General features: G+C 64.5%; 19 protein-coding genes. 11 read left to right on the plus strand and 8 right to left on the minus strand.

The genetic code is table 11. From position 1 onward, the window contains the following. Nucleotides 1–18: 18 nt before the first annotated feature. From AAG821_RS17995 to hemE, 4 genes are all read right to left on the minus strand, one after another. Nucleotides 19–1,230, minus strand: coding sequence for an efflux RND transporter periplasmic adaptor subunit (locus AAG821_RS17995; protein ID WP_341913997.1), 1,212 nt, complete (start codon nt 1,228–1,230; stop codon nt 19–21). A 232-nt stretch (nt 1,231–1,462) separates the two neighbouring features. Further along, a complete protein-coding gene (gene hemJ / locus AAG821_RS18000; protein ID WP_341914000.1) occupies nt 1,463–1,888 on the minus strand; it encodes a protoporphyrinogen oxidase HemJ in 426 nt (141 codons plus the stop codon). Between the two features lie 16 nt (nt 1,889–1,904). Further along, entirely contained in the window at nt 1,905–2,942 is a 1,038-nt protein-coding gene (gene hemH, locus AAG821_RS18005) for a ferrochelatase (RefSeq protein WP_341914001.1), read from the minus strand. 49 nt (nt 2,943–2,991) lie between these two features. Then, a complete protein-coding gene (gene hemE / locus AAG821_RS18010; RefSeq protein WP_341914003.1) occupies nt 2,992–4,041 on the minus strand; it encodes a uroporphyrinogen decarboxylase in 1,050 nt (349 codons plus the stop codon). 430 nt (nt 4,042–4,471) lie between these two features. On the opposite strand from hemE, the gene AAG821_RS18015 reads away from it, so the two are divergent. From AAG821_RS18015 to AAG821_RS18040, 6 genes are all read left to right on the plus strand, one after another. Further along, nucleotides 4,472–5,338 (plus strand): pyruvate, water dikinase regulatory protein, encoded by an 867-nt coding sequence (locus AAG821_RS18015; protein WP_341914005.1) that lies wholly within the window; start codon nt 4,472–4,474, stop codon nt 5,336–5,338. 34 nt (nt 5,339–5,372) lie between these two features. Then, nucleotides 5,373–5,966 carry a Maf family protein gene (locus AAG821_RS18020; RefSeq protein WP_341914007.1) on the plus strand — a complete coding sequence of 198 codons (594 nt, stop codon included), beginning with the start codon at nt 5,373–5,375 and terminating at the stop codon, nt 5,964–5,966. A 10-nt stretch (nt 5,967–5,976) separates the two neighbouring features. Beyond that, complete coding sequence (locus tag AAG821_RS18025) at nt 5,977–6,831, plus strand: shikimate dehydrogenase (RefSeq protein WP_341914009.1); 855 nt, start codon at nt 5,977–5,979, stop codon at nt 6,829–6,831. 7 nt (nt 6,832–6,838) lie between these two features. Continuing rightward, nucleotides 6,839–7,441, plus strand: coding sequence for a dephospho-CoA kinase (gene coaE, locus AAG821_RS18030; RefSeq protein WP_341914011.1), 603 nt, complete (start codon nt 6,839–6,841; stop codon nt 7,439–7,441). After that, nucleotides 7,441–8,127 (plus strand): DNA polymerase III subunit epsilon, encoded by a 687-nt coding sequence (gene dnaQ, locus AAG821_RS18035; RefSeq protein ID WP_341914013.1) that lies wholly within the window; start codon nt 7,441–7,443, stop codon nt 8,125–8,127. Before coaE ends, dnaQ begins: the two co-directional genes overlap by 1 nt. A 127-nt stretch (nt 8,128–8,254) precedes the next feature. Next, the gene (locus AAG821_RS18040) at nt 8,255–10,396 is read left to right on the plus strand and encodes an ATP-binding protein (protein WP_341914015.1); all 2,142 of its coding nucleotides are present in this window, start codon (nt 8,255–8,257) and stop codon (nt 10,394–10,396) included. Nucleotides 10,397–10,404: 8 nt separating this feature from the next. Here AAG821_RS18040 and AAG821_RS18045 read toward each other — a convergent pair whose 3' ends face one another. Together AAG821_RS18045 and secB are read right to left on the minus strand one after the other, a co-directional pair. Next, nucleotides 10,405–10,944 carry a PAS domain-containing protein gene (locus tag AAG821_RS18045; protein WP_341914017.1) on the minus strand — a complete coding sequence of 180 codons (540 nt, stop codon included), beginning with the start codon at nt 10,942–10,944 and terminating at the stop codon, nt 10,405–10,407. Nucleotides 10,945–11,067: 123 nt separating this feature from the next. Then, on the minus strand, nt 11,068–11,544 hold the full coding sequence (gene secB / locus AAG821_RS18050; protein WP_341897737.1) for a protein-export chaperone SecB: 477 nt from the start codon (nt 11,542–11,544) through the stop codon (nt 11,068–11,070). A gap of 249 nt (nt 11,545–11,793) precedes the next feature. On the opposite strand from secB, the gene AAG821_RS18055 reads away from it, so the two are divergent. Both AAG821_RS18055 and AAG821_RS18060 read left to right on the plus strand, forming a co-directional pair. Beyond that, nucleotides 11,794–12,465: a Tim44/TimA family putative adaptor protein gene (locus AAG821_RS18055; RefSeq protein WP_341914018.1), complete on the plus strand. Its 672-nt coding sequence runs from the start codon at nt 11,794–11,796 to the stop codon at nt 12,463–12,465. Between the two features lie 10 nt (nt 12,466–12,475). Beyond that, on the plus strand, nt 12,476–13,681 hold the full coding sequence (locus AAG821_RS18060; RefSeq protein ID WP_341916373.1) for an MltA domain-containing protein: 1,206 nt from the start codon (nt 12,476–12,478) through the stop codon (nt 13,679–13,681). Between the two features lie 6 nt (nt 13,682–13,687). Here AAG821_RS18060 and AAG821_RS18065 read toward each other — a convergent pair whose 3' ends face one another. Next, complete coding sequence (locus AAG821_RS18065; protein ID WP_341915725.1) at nt 13,688–14,221, minus strand: PAS domain-containing protein; 534 nt, start codon at nt 14,219–14,221, stop codon at nt 13,688–13,690. A gap of 152 nt (nt 14,222–14,373) precedes the next feature. On the opposite strand from AAG821_RS18065, the gene AAG821_RS18070 reads away from it, so the two are divergent. Then, nucleotides 14,374–14,925, plus strand: a complete 552-nt coding sequence (locus AAG821_RS18070; RefSeq protein WP_341915724.1) for an N-acetyltransferase family protein — start codon at nt 14,374–14,376, stop codon at nt 14,923–14,925. On the opposite strand, the gene AAG821_RS18075 is transcribed toward AAG821_RS18070, so the two are convergent. Continuing rightward, nucleotides 14,922–15,125, minus strand: coding sequence for a DUF1127 domain-containing protein (locus AAG821_RS18075; RefSeq protein WP_341915722.1), 204 nt, complete (start codon nt 15,123–15,125; stop codon nt 14,922–14,924). The two genes, AAG821_RS18070 and AAG821_RS18075, sit on opposite strands and share 4 nt — an antisense overlap. Before the next feature lie 106 nt (nt 15,126–15,231). Here AAG821_RS18075 and AAG821_RS18080 point away from each other — a divergent pair, with 106 nt between their 5' ends. Together AAG821_RS18080 and AAG821_RS18085 are read left to right on the plus strand one after the other, a co-directional pair. After that, nucleotides 15,232–16,137, plus strand: coding sequence for a LysR substrate-binding domain-containing protein (locus tag AAG821_RS18080; protein WP_341915721.1), 906 nt, complete (start codon nt 15,232–15,234; stop codon nt 16,135–16,137). A gap of 64 nt (nt 16,138–16,201) precedes the next feature. Further along, nucleotides 16,202–16,549 (plus strand): winged helix-turn-helix domain-containing protein (locus tag AAG821_RS18085; protein ID WP_341916375.1); only part of this gene is annotated, 348 nt, incomplete at its 3' end.

Here is a 16,549-nt window from a genome sequence, read left to right on the forward strand (position 1 = left end):
CGGCGAAGAATGACTGGATTACTTGGCGGGCGCCTGCTGGCCGCCCTGGGCAGCCGGCTGCGGCAGCGCCATCAGGCCATTCCAGACCTTGGGCAGTTCGACGGGCATCGGCGTCACCTTGCCGCCGCCCAGCCGCACGCGCTGCAGGCCGTTGATCACGACGGTCTCGTCACCCTTCAGGCCTTCGCGGATGATGCGGTAGTTGTCGGTGCGCGAGCCGATGCGCACCGGGCGCTGCTGCACGGCGCCGCCATCGCCCACCACATAGACATAGCGGCGGTCCAGATCGGTGAGGATCGCTTCATCGGGCAGCATCACCGCCTGGTATTCCGGGCTGCCCGGCACGGCGATGCGGCCGAACAGGCCCGGGGTCAGGAACTGGTCCTTGTTCTCGAACACCGCGCGCAGGCGCATGGTGCCGGTGGCGGTATCGACACGGTTGTCGGTGAAGTCGAGCACGCCGGTGTGCATGAAGGTCTTTTCATCCGTCAGCATCACGGCGACCGGCAGGCCGCGGCCGTTGCTGCCGCCGCTGCTGCTCTGGCCACCCTGCTTGGCGATGCGCTGGTAGGACAGATACGACCGCTCGTCGATGTCGAAATAGAAATGCACCGGCGCGAGCTGCACCACGGTGGTCAGCAGGGTCTCGTTCTCGCGCACCAGGTTGCCTTCCGACACCAGCTTGCGCGAGATGCGGCCGGCGATCGGCGAACGCACTTCGGTGAAGCTGAGCTGCAGGCGGGTGGTTTCGGCGGCGGCGCGAGCACCTGAGATATTGGCCTGCGCGGCGAGGAAGGCCTGGCGGCGCTGGTCCAGCGTCGCGGTGGCGGCGGCGCCGGTCTGGGTCAGCTTCTGGTACCGCTCGTATTCCAGCTTGGCGAGATCGAACTCGGTCTGCCGGTTGTTCAGCGTCGCCTGGGCCTGATTGTAATTGGCCTGATAGGTGCGGCGGTCGATGGTGAAGAGCAGGTCGCCCTGGTTCACGGTGGCGCCGTCCTGGAAATGCACGGTGTCGAGATAGCCGCTGACGCGGGCACGAATCTCGACCGAATTCATCGCATCGAAGCGGCCCGTGTATTCATCCATCTCGACGATGGGGCGTACCACCGGCTTGGCGACGGTCACCGGCGGCGGGCCGCCCATCTGCGCCGCGGCGGTGGACGCCAGCGAGCCGATACCGGTCAGAAGGGCGACGGCCAGCGCGCCGTGACGGAACTTACCGAAAGACATTGGGAGACCCCCAGTTATTTTGCATGCGCGAAGAAGTATGCGGCTATCGCGCGAACGACAAGCCAATCCTGTGTGACAGATCGCACGAAACACTGACGCAACGGCAGCTTAGAAATCTGATCTGCCAGATAACAGTGTCAGATGGTTTGGCCGCCTAATACCATCAGGTTATATAGCACGCAACGGGAACATTGTCGGCAGACAATCCCTCTGCTGACACCTGCTGTCAGGATCAGAAGGGTTTCAGGATCACCAGCAGCACGATCCCGATCATCAGCACGGTCGGGATTTCATTGACCATGCGATAGAAGCGCGCGCTGCGCGTGTTGCGGTCTGCTTCAAAGGCGCGCTGCCAGCCCACCATGTTGCCATGGATGGCCTGCATGCCCAGCACCAGTACAATCTTGGCCCAGAACCAGGGCTGGTCCCAGTGATGGCCGAGCCAGGCCATGCTGCCGCCGAAGATCCAGGCGGCGATCATGGCGGGATTGATGATCGCCTTCAGCAGCCGGCGTTCCATCACCTTGAAGGTTTCCGATTGCGGCGAGCCCGGTGCGGCATCGGCGTGGTAGACGAACAGCCGCGGCAGATACAGCATGCCGGCCATCCAGGCGATGATGGCGATGATGTGCAGGGCTTTCAGCCAGTCGTAGAGCATGCGGCGGTTTTACCGGTCAGGCCGCGCAGGCACAACGGCGCCAGGCCGGGCCGCAGGGCTGGCTGCTGCCGCAGCGGGTCTGGCCGTCAAAGCCGGCGCCCCGCACCAGCCGCGCCAAACCCTCGATGAAAGCCGGCTGCGCGCCCACGGTGGGCACACGGATATAGCTGGCCGCCCCGTTGTGATGGGCCAGTTCGGCATATTCGATATCCAGCTCGACCAGGGTTTCCGAATGTTCGGAGACGAAGGCGACCGGCACGACGACGATGGAGCGCGTCTCCTGTGCCGCGCGCGTGATCTCGGCATCAGTGGCCGGGCCGATCCATTCCAGCGGGCCGACGCGGCTCTGATAGCAGATGCGGCTATCAAGATCGGCGCGGCCAAGCTGCTGCAGGATCGCCGCGACACTGCGCTCGACCTGCTGCTGGTAGGGATCGCCGTCGGTGACGATCTTTTTCGGCAGGCCATGGGCCGAGAACAGGATCCTCACCCGGCCCTTTGCCTCGGCCGCCGGCAGGCGGTCGCGCAGCAGCGCAGTCTGCGCAGCGACAAAGCCCGGCTCGTCGTTGTAGCAGCCGATTGCCGCCGTCGGTGCTGCCAGCCCAACTCTGCCCGCGGCCCGGTGCCAGTCGGTGAAGGACGATGCCGTGGTGGTGGTGGAGAATTGCGGATACAGCGGCAGCAGCACGATGCGGTCGGCACCCCAGGCTTTCACCTGCCGCGCGGTTTCATCGCCAAACGGATGCCAGTAGCGCATGGCGATGAAGACGCGGAAACCGTCGCCCAGCGTAGCCTGCAGGGCCGCAGCCTGTGCCTCGGTCTGCGGCAGGATCGGCGAACGGCCACCCATCTTGGCATAGATCTCGGCCGCAACCGGTGCGCGGCGCGTCGAGATCAGTTTCGCCAGCAGCCAGCGAAACGGATTGGGCAGCCGGATGATCGCCGGATCATTGAACAGGTTGAACAGAAAGGGTTGCACCGCCTGCGGACTGTCGGGTCCGCCGAGGTTGAAGAGCACAACGGCGGTCTTCTGGGGGGCTGTCGTCTGGGTCATGGTCAGCAAGACCTAAAGCGAAATATCCCGGAGCCCGCTTGAAAAAGACTCATGCCGCCGTCTCCGTGCCTTTGACCAGCCGCACCAGCTCCTCGACATGACGCACCGGGGTTTCCGGCACGATGCCATGACCGAGATTGAAGATATGCCCACGGCCCTTGAAGGTGGAGAGCAGGCGATGCACGCCTTCCGCCAGCGCGGATCCGCCCACCACCAGTAGGCGCGGATCGAGATTGCCCTGCACCACGGTCTTCGACCACAGATGGTCGCGGGTCCAGCCCAGCGGCATGGTGTAGTCCAGCCCCAGCGCATCGGCGCCGGTGGCCTGGGCATAGGTCTCGTAGAGGATGCCGGCCCCGCGCGGGAAGGCGATCACCGGCAGGGTGGGATATTTCTCTTTCAGCGCGGCAATGATCCGGCGCACCGGTTCGACGCAGAACCTGCGGAATTCCTGTTCCGGCAGCACCCCGGCCCAGGTATCGAACAGCTGCACCACCTCGGCGCCGGCCTGCACCTGGCGGTCGAGATAGGCAATCGTGGCCTCGACCAGGATATCCATCAGGGTGTCCAGGCCGACCGGATTGCCAAAGGCCCAGGTCTTGGCGGCAGGGAAATCCTTCGACCCGCGCCCTTCGAGCATATAGGTCGCAACCGTCCAGGGAGCCCCGGCAAAGCCGATCAGGGTGCAGTTGGCGGGTAGCTCCGCTTTGATGCGTCCGACCGCCTCGTAGACCGGTCCCAGCGTCTTGTGGATGCCATCGGGGTTCAGGCGGGTGAGTTCGCCGGCCGTGCGGATCGCATCCAGCACCGGACCTTCGTTTTCCCTGAAGGCCAGATGCTGGCCCAGCGCCTGGGGAATCAGCAGGATATCGGCGAACAGGATGGCGGCATCAAAGCCGAAGCGCCGGATCGGCTGCAACGTCACTTCGGCAGCCAGCTCCGGATTGTAGCAAAGATCGAGGAAACTGCCGGCCTGCGCCCGGGTCTGGCGGTATTCCGGCAGATAGCGGCCGGCCTGGCGCATCAGCCACAGAGGCGGGCGCGCACTCGGCAGGCCGGCGAGGGTACGCAACAGCGGTTTGGTCGGCTGGGTAGCCATTTGCCTCATGCTCGGGGCCGCAGGAACTGGGCTCATGCCTTATTCCTCTTCTATTTTAATTTAAATTAAAAGAGATAGTGGAGGCAGTAGTGCGGTGAGAGTCGGGGATAATCGCCAATCCAGCGATCCTCCCGGATTCCATCCCGACAGCCGGTTATGTGCGGCAAAACCGCCGGTACGGGGATAAGCCGGCGGAAAGCTGCGATGGGCCGCAAAAAAGCTACAATGGGGATTATGGGGATAACGGGGATTGGTAAGCATTGTGGCGGAATGACGCATTCTCCCCGCTTTCCACAGGGGCGTCATAAAATTGATCCAGCGGTGACAGGCCGGTTGCATGGAATCCTGCTTCCGGGCATGAAATTGAGGCCATTGGGGAAAACCCCCGCCTTATGCGCTTTATCCCCATAATCCACCGCGCGCGAGACTGATGCCGAAAACCACCCGGCCGCATATTCATCTGGTTTCCGACGCCACCGGCGAGACCCTGAAATCGGTCGCCAAGGCGGCGTTGGTGCAGTTCCAGAAATCGCAGGAAGAGGTGGAAACCCATACCTGGGCGCTGGTGCGCAAGCCGCTGCAGATGGAGCGCGTGGTGGAAGCCATCGCCGCCATGGGCGGGCTGGTGCTGTTCACCATCGTGGACCAGGAGCTGCGCGAGATCCTGATCAAGGGCTGCGCCAAGGCCAAGCTGCCGATCGTGCCGGTGCTCGATCCGGTGATCATGGCCTTTGGCAAATATCTCGGCGAGAAGGCGGTCAACCTGCCCGGCCGCCAGCATGAAATGGATGCGGAATATTTTCACCGCATCGATGCCATGCATTTCACCATCGCCCATGACGACGGGCAGCATCTGGAAGACCTCGACAAGGCCGATATCGTGCTGGTGGGCGTATCGCGCACCTCCAAGACGCCGACCTCCATTTATCTAGCGAACCGCGGGTTCAAGACCGCCAATGTGCCGATCGTGCCGGGCCTGATCATCCCGCCCGAGGTCGAGACGCTGAAAAAGCCCCTGGTGGTCGGCCTCACCACCTCGCCCGACCGCCTGGTCTCGATCCGACGCAGCCGCCTGATCTCGATGAACCAGACGACCGAGACCGCCTATGTGGATGACGAGCGCGTGAAGGAGGAACTCACCATCGCGCGCAAGCTCTGCACCAAGCATAACTGGCCGATCATCGACGTGACGCGCCGCTCGATCGAGGAAACCGCCGCGGCGATCCTGAACCTGCACACAAGGCGCGAGGAACAGCGCAAGCAGCAGGAGCTTGGCCTCGAGGGATCGGGTCAGTGAGTATGTTGGTGAATGTAATCGTGAGCATCGTGTCATGAGTCTGGTTCTTGCCTCGGCCAGCGCTTCACGTGCGGCCATGCTGCGGGCTGCCGGACTTGATTTCGACATCGTCCCGGCACGCATCGATGAAGAGGAAATCAAGCACAGCCTGAAGGCCGAAGGCGCCAGCGTGCGCGATGCCGCCATCGCACTGGCCGAGCTGAAGGCCCATCGCGTCAGCCACGGCACCTCGCAGGATTTCGTCATCGCCGCCGACTCCATGCTGGACTGCGGCGGCACATGGTATGACAAACCGGCAACGCCGGCGGCAGCGCGCGACCAGCTGCTGCGGTTGCGCGGCAAGACCCATGAGCTGGTCAGTGCGGTGGTGCTGGCGCGCGGCGGCAGCGTAATCTGGCGCCATGCCGAAAGCGCGAAGCTGACCATGCGCGATTTCTCCGACGCTTTTCTGGATGCCTATCTGGCGCAGGCTGGAGACGCCGTTCTCTACAGCGTCGGCTGTTACCAGCTCGAAGGGCGCGGTGTGCAGCTGTTCAGCCGCATCCAGGGCGATTTCTTCTCCATTCTCGGCCTGCCCATGCTGCCGCTGCTGGATATCCTGCGCGAGAACAAGGTGCTCCGGTCATGAGTCTGGGCGCATGACCGGTTTCGATACCGAAGACGACATCATCCCGCGGGCCGGCGTGATCGGCTGGCCGGTCGATCACTCGCGCTCGCCGAAGCTGCATGGCTTCTGGCTGCAGCAGCACGGCCTCAGCGGCCGCTATGACAAGCTGCCGGTGCCGCCTGAAGACCTTGCCGCCTTCATGGCCGACCTGCCGAAGGAACCGGGCTTTCGCGGCATCAATGTCACCATCCCGCACAAAGTTGCCGCGCTGCCCTATCTGGCGCAGGTCGATCCGGTGGCCCAGCGCATCGGTGCGGTCAACACCATCACCGTGCAGCCCGATGGCAGCCTGCATGGCAGCAACACCGATGCCTTCGGTTTCCTCGAGAGCCTGAAAGCGGATGCGCCAGGCGGCTGGAGTCCCGCGGCCGGCCCGGCGGCCGTGCTGGGGGCCGGCGGCGCGGCACGGGCGATCATCGTCGCCCTGCTGGATGCCGGCACGCCGGAAATCCGCCTGCTCAACCGCAGCCGCGACAAGGCCGATGCGTTGGCCGCCGAATTTGGCTCGCGCATTGCTCCGGCGGATTGGGAGGCACGCGCCGAGGCGCTGGGCGGCGCCGGCCTGCTGGTCAACACCACCAGCCTGGGGATGGCCGGCCAGCCGCCGCTGGATCTCGCGCTCGACGATCTGCCGGCCACGGCCCTGGTCAATGACATCGTCTACAGCCCGCTGGAAACCGACCTGCTGGCTCGCGCCCGGGCCCGCGGCAACCCGGTGGTGGATGGCCTGGGTATGCTGCTGCATCAGGGCCGCCCGGGCTTCGAGGCCTGGTTCGGGGTGGCGCCGGCGGTAACCCCGGAATTGCGCGCCGCGGTGCTGGCATGAGACAGCCATGCTGAAAATCGGCCTCACCGGCTCCATCGGCATGGGCAAGACCACGGTGGCGAAAATGTTCGCTGCGCGCGGCATCCCGGTTTTCGATGCCGATGCCGCCGTGCATCAGCTCTATGCCCGTGGCGGTGCAGCGGTGGCGCCGGTGGGCGCCGCCTTCCCCGGCGCGGTGAAGGACGGCGCCATCGACCGGCCGGCGCTCTCCGCGCTGGTGGTTGGCAAGCCGGCCGAGATCAAGCGGCTGGAAGCGATCGTGCATCCGCTGGTGGCGCGCCTGCGCGAGGACTTTCTCAGCCAGGCGGAACAGCGCGGCGAAGCCATGGTGGTGCTGGAAATCCAGATGCTGCTGGAAGGCGGCAGCGCAAAGACGCTGGATGCGATTGTGGTGGTGAGCGCGCCGGAGGCGATGCAGCGCGACCGCGCGCTGGCACGCCCCGGCATGAGTGAAGAAAAACTCGCCGGCATCCTGTCCAACCAGATGCCCGATGCGGAAAAACGCGCGCGGGCCGATTATATCATCGATACCGGCGTCAGCCTGGCCGAGACCGAACAGCAGGTCGAGGCGCTGATTGCCACCCTGCGCCAAAAGGCGGGAAGCAGCTGATGCGCGAAATCGTCCTCGATACCGAAACCACCGGCTTCAAGGCCAATGAAGGCGACCGCCTGGTCGAAATCGGCTGCATCGAGCTGGTCAATCACATCCCGACCGGCCGGCATTACCATGTCTATGTGAATCCCGAGCGGGCGATGCCGGAAGACGCCTTCAAGGTGCATGGCCTGTCGGACGAATTTCTCAAGGACAAGCCGCTCTTCGCTGCCATCGCGCGCGAATTCTGCGATTTCATCGGCGAGGACATGCTGGTGATCCACAATGCGGCCTTCGATCTCAGCTTCCTGAACGCTGAGCTGGCGCGGCTGGATGGTTTCCCGCATATCGCCATGGAACGCGCCATCGACACGGTGCGTCTGGCGCGCGGCAAATTCCCTGGCGCCCAGGTCAGCCTGGATGCGCTGTGCAAACGCTTCAACATCGACAATTCGGCGCGTATCAAGCACGGCGCGTTACTGGATGCGGAATTGCTCGCGGAGGTCTATCTCGAGCTGATCGGCGGCCGGCAGCAGGGCCTGGGCCTGGCCGGCAGCGAAGCCGGCGACAGCCTGGTGGCGGCACCGCAGATGCGTGGGCCCGCCCGGCCACCGCGCCCGCATCAGGCCAGCGAAGCTGAACAGGCGGCCCACGCGGCCTTTGTCGCCAAGCTGAAGGATGCCATCTGGCTCAGGGGCGACTAGGTCGGGTTTACGGGACTAATTTTCCGATAACCTATTTGCAATCCTATGCCGTCAGGCTCTGGTGTCGATTTAGTTTGCGGTCCCGAAACACGGACTGAATCGGCCCTGGACTGCCCGAGACCATCGGATGCGTCGGAAGTATCTTTTTGTTGCGCTCGTCATCTGCGCCATCATCCTGCCGCTGGCCGGGCTCAATCACTATGTCTACACCACGCTGCGCCAGGCCGCGATCGAGGAAGAGATCGGCGATCTGGAACGCCAGGGTGAAATCCGCGCCCATGAAATCGAAAACTCGCTGCAGAGCGCGCGTTTCGTACTCGAGAAGATCGAGCTGCTGTGGCAGATCGATGGCGAAGACGAAGCCAAGATGCACCGGCATCTGCGGCAGATGGAAGAACAGCTGGCCTATGTGCGGGCGCTGGGCATGGTCAATGCCAAGGGCGATGGCCTGTACTCCTCGCGCTCCTATCCAATCCAGCCCTATAACGCGTCCAGAAACGAGATCTTCTCCCGTCTGCGCGACAACCCCGATGAGCGGTTCCTGTTTGCCGGCCCCAGCAGGAATACGGTCGACCAGCGCTGGCAACTCAATCTCAGCATGGCCGTGCGCGATCGCAACGGCCAGTTCAAGGGCGTGATCGGCGCCATCGTCGATCCTTACGCCTATGCGCAGGCCTTCGAGAAAGTGGTGGCACCGGGGGATTACGTCACCCTGCTCAGCCGCGATTTCACCATGATTGCCCGCTCGCCCTGGCGCGAGGATGAAATCGGAAAATCGCAGGCCCGCGTTTCAGCCTACGAAGCCTTTGCCGCCAGTGGCCGAGATGCGCATAGCGGTGTCTACGATAATCCCTTCACCGGCGAGCCGCGCATTGTTGCCGTGCGCCGGCTGTTCGATGGCCGGCTGATCCTCTCCACCTCGCGACCGCTCGACAAGGGCATCGCCAACTGGAGTTCGCTGGCCGCCATCATCAGCGTGATCTCGGGCATGATCCTGCTCAGCGGCATCATTGCAACGTTGATCGCGATGGATGTGCTGGCGGATCGCGAGCGCAAGGCCCGCGCCCTGGCAGCCTTGAACAGTGATTTGCAGGACCAGACTGCACGGGCCGAAAGATTGGCAACGGTGAAAAGCGAATTCCTTGCCACCATGAGCCATGAGATTCGCACGCCGATGAATGGCGTGCTAGGCATGGCGCAGGCGCTCGAAGGCCTGCCGCTTGATGCTATGGCGCGCGACTATGTCGGCGTGATCCGGGAGTCGGCGGAAAGCCTGCTCGGTATTATAAACGATATCCTCGATTATTCGCGGCTCGAAGCCGGCAAGCTCAAGGTCTCGCCCAGCGCGATCCGGCTGCGCGTGCTGATGGATTCCATGTCGGCACTGTTTTCCTCGGCCTGTGCCCAGAAAAAACTCGGCTTCCGCACCGAGATCGACCCGGCATTGCCGCCCGGCATCGAAAGCGATCCGATGCGTCTGCGCCAGATTCTGGTCAACCTGATCGGCAATGCGGTGAAATTCACCACGACCGGTCATATCACGCTGCGCGCCAAACCGGCGCGGCTGGCCAACGACGTTGCCGGTGTGCGCTTCGAGATCGAGGATACCGGCCCCGGCATCTCGGCTGCGGCGCAGGCCAGCATCTTCGAACGCTTCGCCCAGGAGGATGGATCTATCTCGCGCCGCTTTGGCGGCACCGGGCTTGGCCTCGCCATCTGCCGGCGGCTTTGTCATCTGCTGGGCGGCGAAATCGGCTGCCACAGCCAGCAGGGCCGCGGCGCGCTGTTCTGGATCGAGATCCCGCTTGAGCTGGGAGACGAGAACGAATCCTACGACAGCGCCCTGCCGGCGCTGCAGCCCTTGCCGCCCGGGCCGCCGCGCGTGCTCTGCGTCGACGACAATCACGTCAACCGTCGCATCATCGAAACTCTGCTAGCGCCTTTCTGCAAGACACTGGTGCTGGCCGAGGGCGGCCTGGAGGCACTTAGCCTGGCGGCGGCACAGCCCTTCGATGTCGTGCTGCTGGACATCCACATGCCCGACATGGATGGCATCGAGACCCATCACCGCCTGCGCAACCTGGCGCATGGACGCGATCAGCGCATCATCGCACTGACCGCCGATGTGGTGCCCGAAGCGCTGGCGCGCTACGAAGTCGCCGGTTTCGATGCGGTGGTGGCCAAGCCGGTCGAGTTGGACAAACTGCTGCGTGCCATGGGGCTTGAAAACGCAGCCAGTCCAGCGCAGGCCGCGTCATCGGCCGCGTAGAGGCGGGCCTAGGGTTCTTCCAGTTCGCTGAAGCAGAACACCATGTCGACCCTGCTGTCGTCGCTCGACAGCGGCATCAGCAGCGAGCTGTTGGCCCGCAAGGGCACCTGTCGCAACGAGCCGCCGCCCGGCAACGCGCCGGCCACCGGATTGTAGGTATAGACCGGGATGCGTTTCTCGATGACGATGCGGTAGTTCAGCATCACATCGTCGCCGGCGACGCCCAGATGGGCGCCCATGTAATTGCCTTGCACCGGCTGTCCGGTGGGATCGCGGCCGCGCAGGGCAGCCTGCGCTGTGCCGACCAGCCGATAGCGCAGCCAGGGTGGCGCCTGCAGCACCTCGGTCAGCAGAATGCCGGGCAGAAGGTCGACGGGGATATCCAGCGGATCGATGTCTCTGCGGGCCGGCATCTGCCGCGCACCACGCAAGCTGTCCCAGTAGTCCCAGATGCGGCGGATCGCCGGCGAACACTGATCCAGAAACGCGGTACCGAGCAGGCGCGGATAGGTCGAACTGCTGATTTCGTCGTCCAGTGACTTGCCCACAGCGAGTTGCTCACCCGATCCCCTGCCCAATCCGTCACTTAAATACAAAGGGTCAGCTTGCAGCCGGGCAAGGGGGATGGCAAGAAAAACCGGGCTGCCACCCGGGCCCATCAGTGCGGACGCCTAGGCCGTGCCAGCCTGGCCTTCGGCCTGCTTGCTGCGCTGGTACTGCTGCACAAAGTCGATCGGGTCGAGCATCAGCGGCGGCATGCCGCCGTCGCGGGTCGCATCGGCAACAATGCGGCGGGCAAACGGGAACAAGAGGCGCGGCGCCTCGACCAGCAGCAACGGCTCGACATGCTCGGCCGGGATATTCTGCAGCGTGAACAGGCCCGCATAATGCAGGTCGACCACGAAGGCGACCTCCTCGCCATGCTTGGCTTCGCACAGGATGCGCAGCGTCACCTCGAACAGCGTGTCGTTGACCCGCTCGGCGGCGGTGCCGACATTCACCGAGATCTGCGGCGCGCCCTGCATGCTGAAGGTGCGCGGCGCCATCGGATGCTCGAACGACAGGTCCTTGGTGTATTGCGCGCTCAGGCCGAAATGCGGTGCGCTGTTGGGGTCAAAACCCGGCGGCGGATTGGCGGTATCGGTCATGGCGGCTCTGTCTTTCCGTCTCGAATGCAGACTGTCGGTCGCTGAAAGGGCGGGCTGTCCCTAGCATGCTTTGGCGGATATCGACAAGGCGGTGGCCCCGGGGCCGGCGCGGTTTACCGGCCGCGGCACTTGCTTTGCCACGATTTGCCCTTATTTCCCCGGCATACCCGCGCTTCTGGCGGCGGCATGGCTGGACCGCCTCAGGCGGCGGGGGTAAAATTCCCAAAACAGGGATATCAGGCAATTCAAATGGGTGACGGTTTCCAGTTCCTCGACATTCTTCTGCTTGGCGCCATTGCCGGCTTCATCGCCCTGCGTCTGCGCGCCGTGCTGGGCCAGCGCACCGGCCATGAACAGAAACGCCGCCGGCCGCCCTTTGCCGACAAGGATGGCAAGGAGGTCGAGGCCGGCGACGACAATGTCGTGGCCCTGCCGCCGCGCGGCGAAACAGCCCCGCCCGTCGATCCGGCCCAGGAGGCCGCCCTGGCGCCGCTGCGCGCCGCCGATCCGAATTTCGATGCCGCCGAGTTTCTCGGCGGTGCCAAGGCCGCCTATGAAATGGTGGTCACCGCCTTTGCCGCCGGCGACAAGGAAGCCCTGCGCCCGCTGCTGTCGCGTGAGGTCTTTGCCGATTTCGCCGGCGCCATCGACGAACGCGCCAAGCGCAACGAAACGGTGGAAACCACCTTTGTCGGCCTGCGTGGTGCCACGATCATCGAAAGCCAGGTGAACAACCGCATCGGTGAAGTGACGGTGAAGTTCGAATCCGAGCTGATCAGCGTGACCAAGGATGCCCAGGGCCATGTCATCAGCGGCCATGCCAACAGCGTCGAGCAGGTTACCGATATCTGGACCTTTGCCCGCGATACCAAGTCGCGCGATCCGAACTGGACGCTGATCGCCACCTCGGCGCCGAACTGAGCCCGGCCTGATGATGCGCACGGGGTGGCGCAGCCTCGCAGTTCTGGTTCTGCTTTGTTTCGCAGCCTGCGCCCCCAAGCCGCCGCCCGCGCCACCGGCTCTGGCCTTCCGCGCCGCCGCCTTTTCCGATCTGCCCGGCTATGCCGCCGACCGCGTCGCCGACGCCCTGCCGGCACTGATACGGTCCTGCGCACGCATGATCCCGCGCAATGAGCGTGCGCTCGACAATTACGAGCGCTACGGCAGCGGCAATGACTGGAAAGCCTTCTGTTCGGCGCTGGCCGCGCTGCCGCCCGGCAACGATGCGGCGCTGCGCCGCCTGATCGAGACCGAGCTGCAGCCCGTCGCCGTGATCGGCGATGGCAAGGCGGAGGGGCTTTTCACCGGCTATTACGAACCGCTGGTGCGCGGCAGCCGCCAGAAACAGGGCCGCTATTCCGTGCCGCTGTATCGCCAGCCGCCGGATCTGGTGCAGGTCGATCTCGGCGAATTCCGCGACAGCCTGAAGGGTCAGCGCATCGCCGGCCGCGTGCGTGACGGTCGCCTGCGGCCCTATGAAGACCGCAGCCAGATCGATGCCGGTGCCTTGGCGAACAAGAATCTGGAACTGGTCTGGCTCGACGATGCGGCCGATGCCTTTTTCCTGCAGGTGCAGGGCTCGGGCCTGGTGCAGCTCGATACCGGCGCGAAAACCCGCGTCGGCTTTGCCGCGCAGAACGGCCACCCCTATGTGGCGATCGGCCGGGTGATGATCGATCGCGGCACGATCAGCCGCGAGGATGTCTCGATGCAGGCGATCCGTGCCTGGCTGCGCGCCAATCCCGATGCGGCGCCGGAACTGCTGAAACAGAATCCGTCTTACGTTTTTTTCCGCGAACTGCCGGCGCCGAAGGATGATCTCGACGGCCCGCCGGGTGCCCAGGGTGTGGCGCTGGTGCCGGGCCGCAGCCTGGCGGTGGATCGCAGCCACCATGCACTCGGCCTGCCGCTCTGGCTCGATGCCCAGCAGCCGGCGCTGCCCACGGGGGACAAGCCGTTGCAGCGGCTGATGGTGGCACAGGATACCGGCGGCGCCATCCGTGGCGCGGTGCGCGGCGATGTCTTCTGGGGCGCAGGCACCGAAGCCGAAAGCGTGGCCGGCCGCATGAAGCATCCGGGCCGTTTCTGGCTGCTGTTGCCGAAGGCTGTGGCGGCCAGGCTGCTCGCCACGTCTTAAAGATTCTCAGTCAAACCCGACAAAGGCACCGGCGCCAAAGATGGTGTCCGTGGTGATGCCATCGGCCGCCAGCGGCGCATGCAGGCCTTCATACTGCAGCCATTCCTTGTTGTGGATCCAGCTGACCTGGCCGCGGTTGACCACCGGGGCGCGGCGTCGTGCCACGGCGGCATAGAGGCGGGTGAATTCAGTGGCCACAGCAGCCGGATAAATTTCGTCGATCATCCGGCCGACCAGCCCGTTGCCATATACATCGACGTGTTTTTCACCCAGCAGGCGGATGCGAAAGCGCAAATGGTCTGCTGCATCGCCCGGCACCACATCGATCAGGTAGATATGCGGCAGCAGGCTGCGGATTTCGAGCGGATCGAGGTCGCGGCGCGCCGGCAGCCGTCCATTCGGGCCGAGCTTGGACTCCCAGTAGCGCAGCAACTGCTGCAAGACGGGCGAGTCCGGCTGCGGCGTGGCGGCCGCGCCGGTGGCGTTGAATCGCAGGCCATTGCCATCGGAAAGCTGCGCGGGCGGGGACAGGGTGTTCATCGCCCCAATCTGGGCATTAACCATGATCCGGACAAGTGAATTTCCGGATATGTGCCCGATATCAACGGCTTCCGGCGCAGGACCGGTCTTGACGATTTCGCGACGGCCGGCCGCGTGGCATAGTGATGGCCACGTCTATTGCTGGATCTGTCATGTCTGCCTCTCCCGTCATCATCCGTGCCTCCGACGAGCGCGACCTTCCCGCCATCACCGCCATCTATGGCCATCACGTCAAGCACGGCTTCGGCAGCTTCGAGGAAGTGCCGCCAGACGCCGCCGAGATCGGCCGCCGGCGCGCCGATATCCTGGCCAAGGGCCTGCCTTATCTGGTGGCCGAACTGGATGGTCGAGTGGTGGGGTATGCCTATGCCAGCGCCTATCGTCCGCGCATCGCCTATCGCTTCTCGGTCGAGGATTCGATCTATGTCGCGGCCGATGCGCCGCGCCGGGGCATCGGCCGTGCCCTGCTGGAAAACCTGATCGCGCGCTGCAGCGCCCAGGGCTATCGCCAGATGGTGGCGGTGATCGGCGACACGCAGAATCTCGGTTCGATCGGCCTGCATGCGGCGCTGGGTTTCCGTGTTGTCGGCACACTGCCCTCGATCGGCTTCAAGCATGGCCGCTGGGTCGACAGCGTGTTCATGCAGCGCCCGCTCGGGCCGGGCGACAGCGCTTTGCCCAACGCGCCGATCAAGCCGGACTAATATTCCGGATAGCCGCGCTTCTGGTCCGCCCGGGTCAGGCCGATATCGCGCAGCCGGCTGTCATCCAGTTCGTACAGGGCGACCAGGCTGCGCTGATAGGCGGCGCGGGCCTTATGGGCCTGCCACAGATGGTTGAGCAAACGGCATAGAAAGAGCGTGCTGCCCTGCGCGATCCGCGCGGGCAGTGAAAGACTGGACATCACCAGAAACCTCTCAATACAGGGCTGCTTTACGGGCGAAGTCTACGCAAGCGGGCTTGCCGAACCAGACGCTTTCTGCTCACCTGTCTGTCAGGAAAACTCACAGATGCGCCCGCTGCCTCCGCTCAATGCCCTGCGCGCCTTCGAGGCCACGGTGCGGCTTGGCAGCCTGACCAAGGCGGCCGAGGAACTCGGCGTCACCCATGGCGCGATCAGCCGGCATATCCAGACGCTCGAAGGCTTTCTCGGCATCAAGCTGTTCCAGCCATCCGGCCGTGGCCGGGTGCCGACGCCGCGCGCCGCCACCTACTTTGCCGATGTGCATGCGTCGCTGGATCGTCTGGCCGGCGCCACCGAACGCATGCGCGAGCCCACGGCGATGCGCGTGCTGCGCGTCTCTACGTTGGCCACCTTTGCCATGCGCTGGCTGATCCCGCGGCTTTCGGCCTTCCAGATGGCGCATCCGCAGGTCGAGGTGCGGCTGATGACCTCGGCGACGCCATCGCTGGAACAGATCGATGGCGATTTCGATGTGGTGATCCGCCGCCACCAGATGCACAAGCCGGGCTTTGCCTGCCAGCAGTTCCTGCTCGAGCGCAATCTCCCGGTGGCGGCGCCAGCGCTGTTGCAGAAGCACCCGATCAAAACCGCACGCGACCTGCTCACCGCGCCACTGCTGCATTGCGATTCCAAACCCTTTGCCTGGACCGAATGGTTCACCGCCGCCGGTATCCGGCGCAGCCAGGTGCCCACGGCAGGGGCGCGGTTCGAGAATTACTATTTCACCCTGGAGGCGGCGGCGCGGGGCCTGGGCTTTGCCGTCGGCGCCCTGCCGCTGATCGATGACGACCTGTCTGCCGGCCGCCTGGTGGCGCCACTCAGCGGCCCGATTGCACTGTCAGACGGCTATCACGTGCTCTATCCGGCCAACCGCAGCAAGGGTAGCGTGATGCAGTTCGTTGCCTGGCTGATCGAACAGGGCGGCGCCGGCGAAAGCGGCACTGCCAGTTGAGACTAGTTCTCACATTGATATAACTGAATAATCCGGATAACTTGTCAGGCAGGTTACAGCCAGCATGACAGCCCAGCCCGCTATCCTCCGCCTGCCCCTTCGCGCCGAGACCCCCTCGCTGGTCGAGAGCCTCGCGGATGCCCTGCTGCAGCCGATCCTGGCCGGTGCCTGGCGCCCGCATGACCGGCTGCCGTCGGAACATGCCCTGGCCGAGCAGCATCAGGTCAGCCGCGCCGTGGTGCGCGAGGCGATCGCCCGGCTGAAATCCGATGGCTATGTCGAAACCCGCCAGGGCAAGGGCGCCTTTGTCGCCGCCGCACCGGGCGGCAATGCCTTCCGCCTCGATGTCGATGGCAGGGAGGATCACTTACTGGAACTGCGCGCGCTGATCGAAGCCGATTGTGCAGCGCTT

Origin of the sequence: Ferrovibrio terrae (assembly GCF_943372915.1) — a bacterium.
GTDB lineage: Bacteria > Pseudomonadota > Alphaproteobacteria > Ferrovibrionales > Ferrovibrionaceae > Ferrovibrio > Ferrovibrio terrae_A.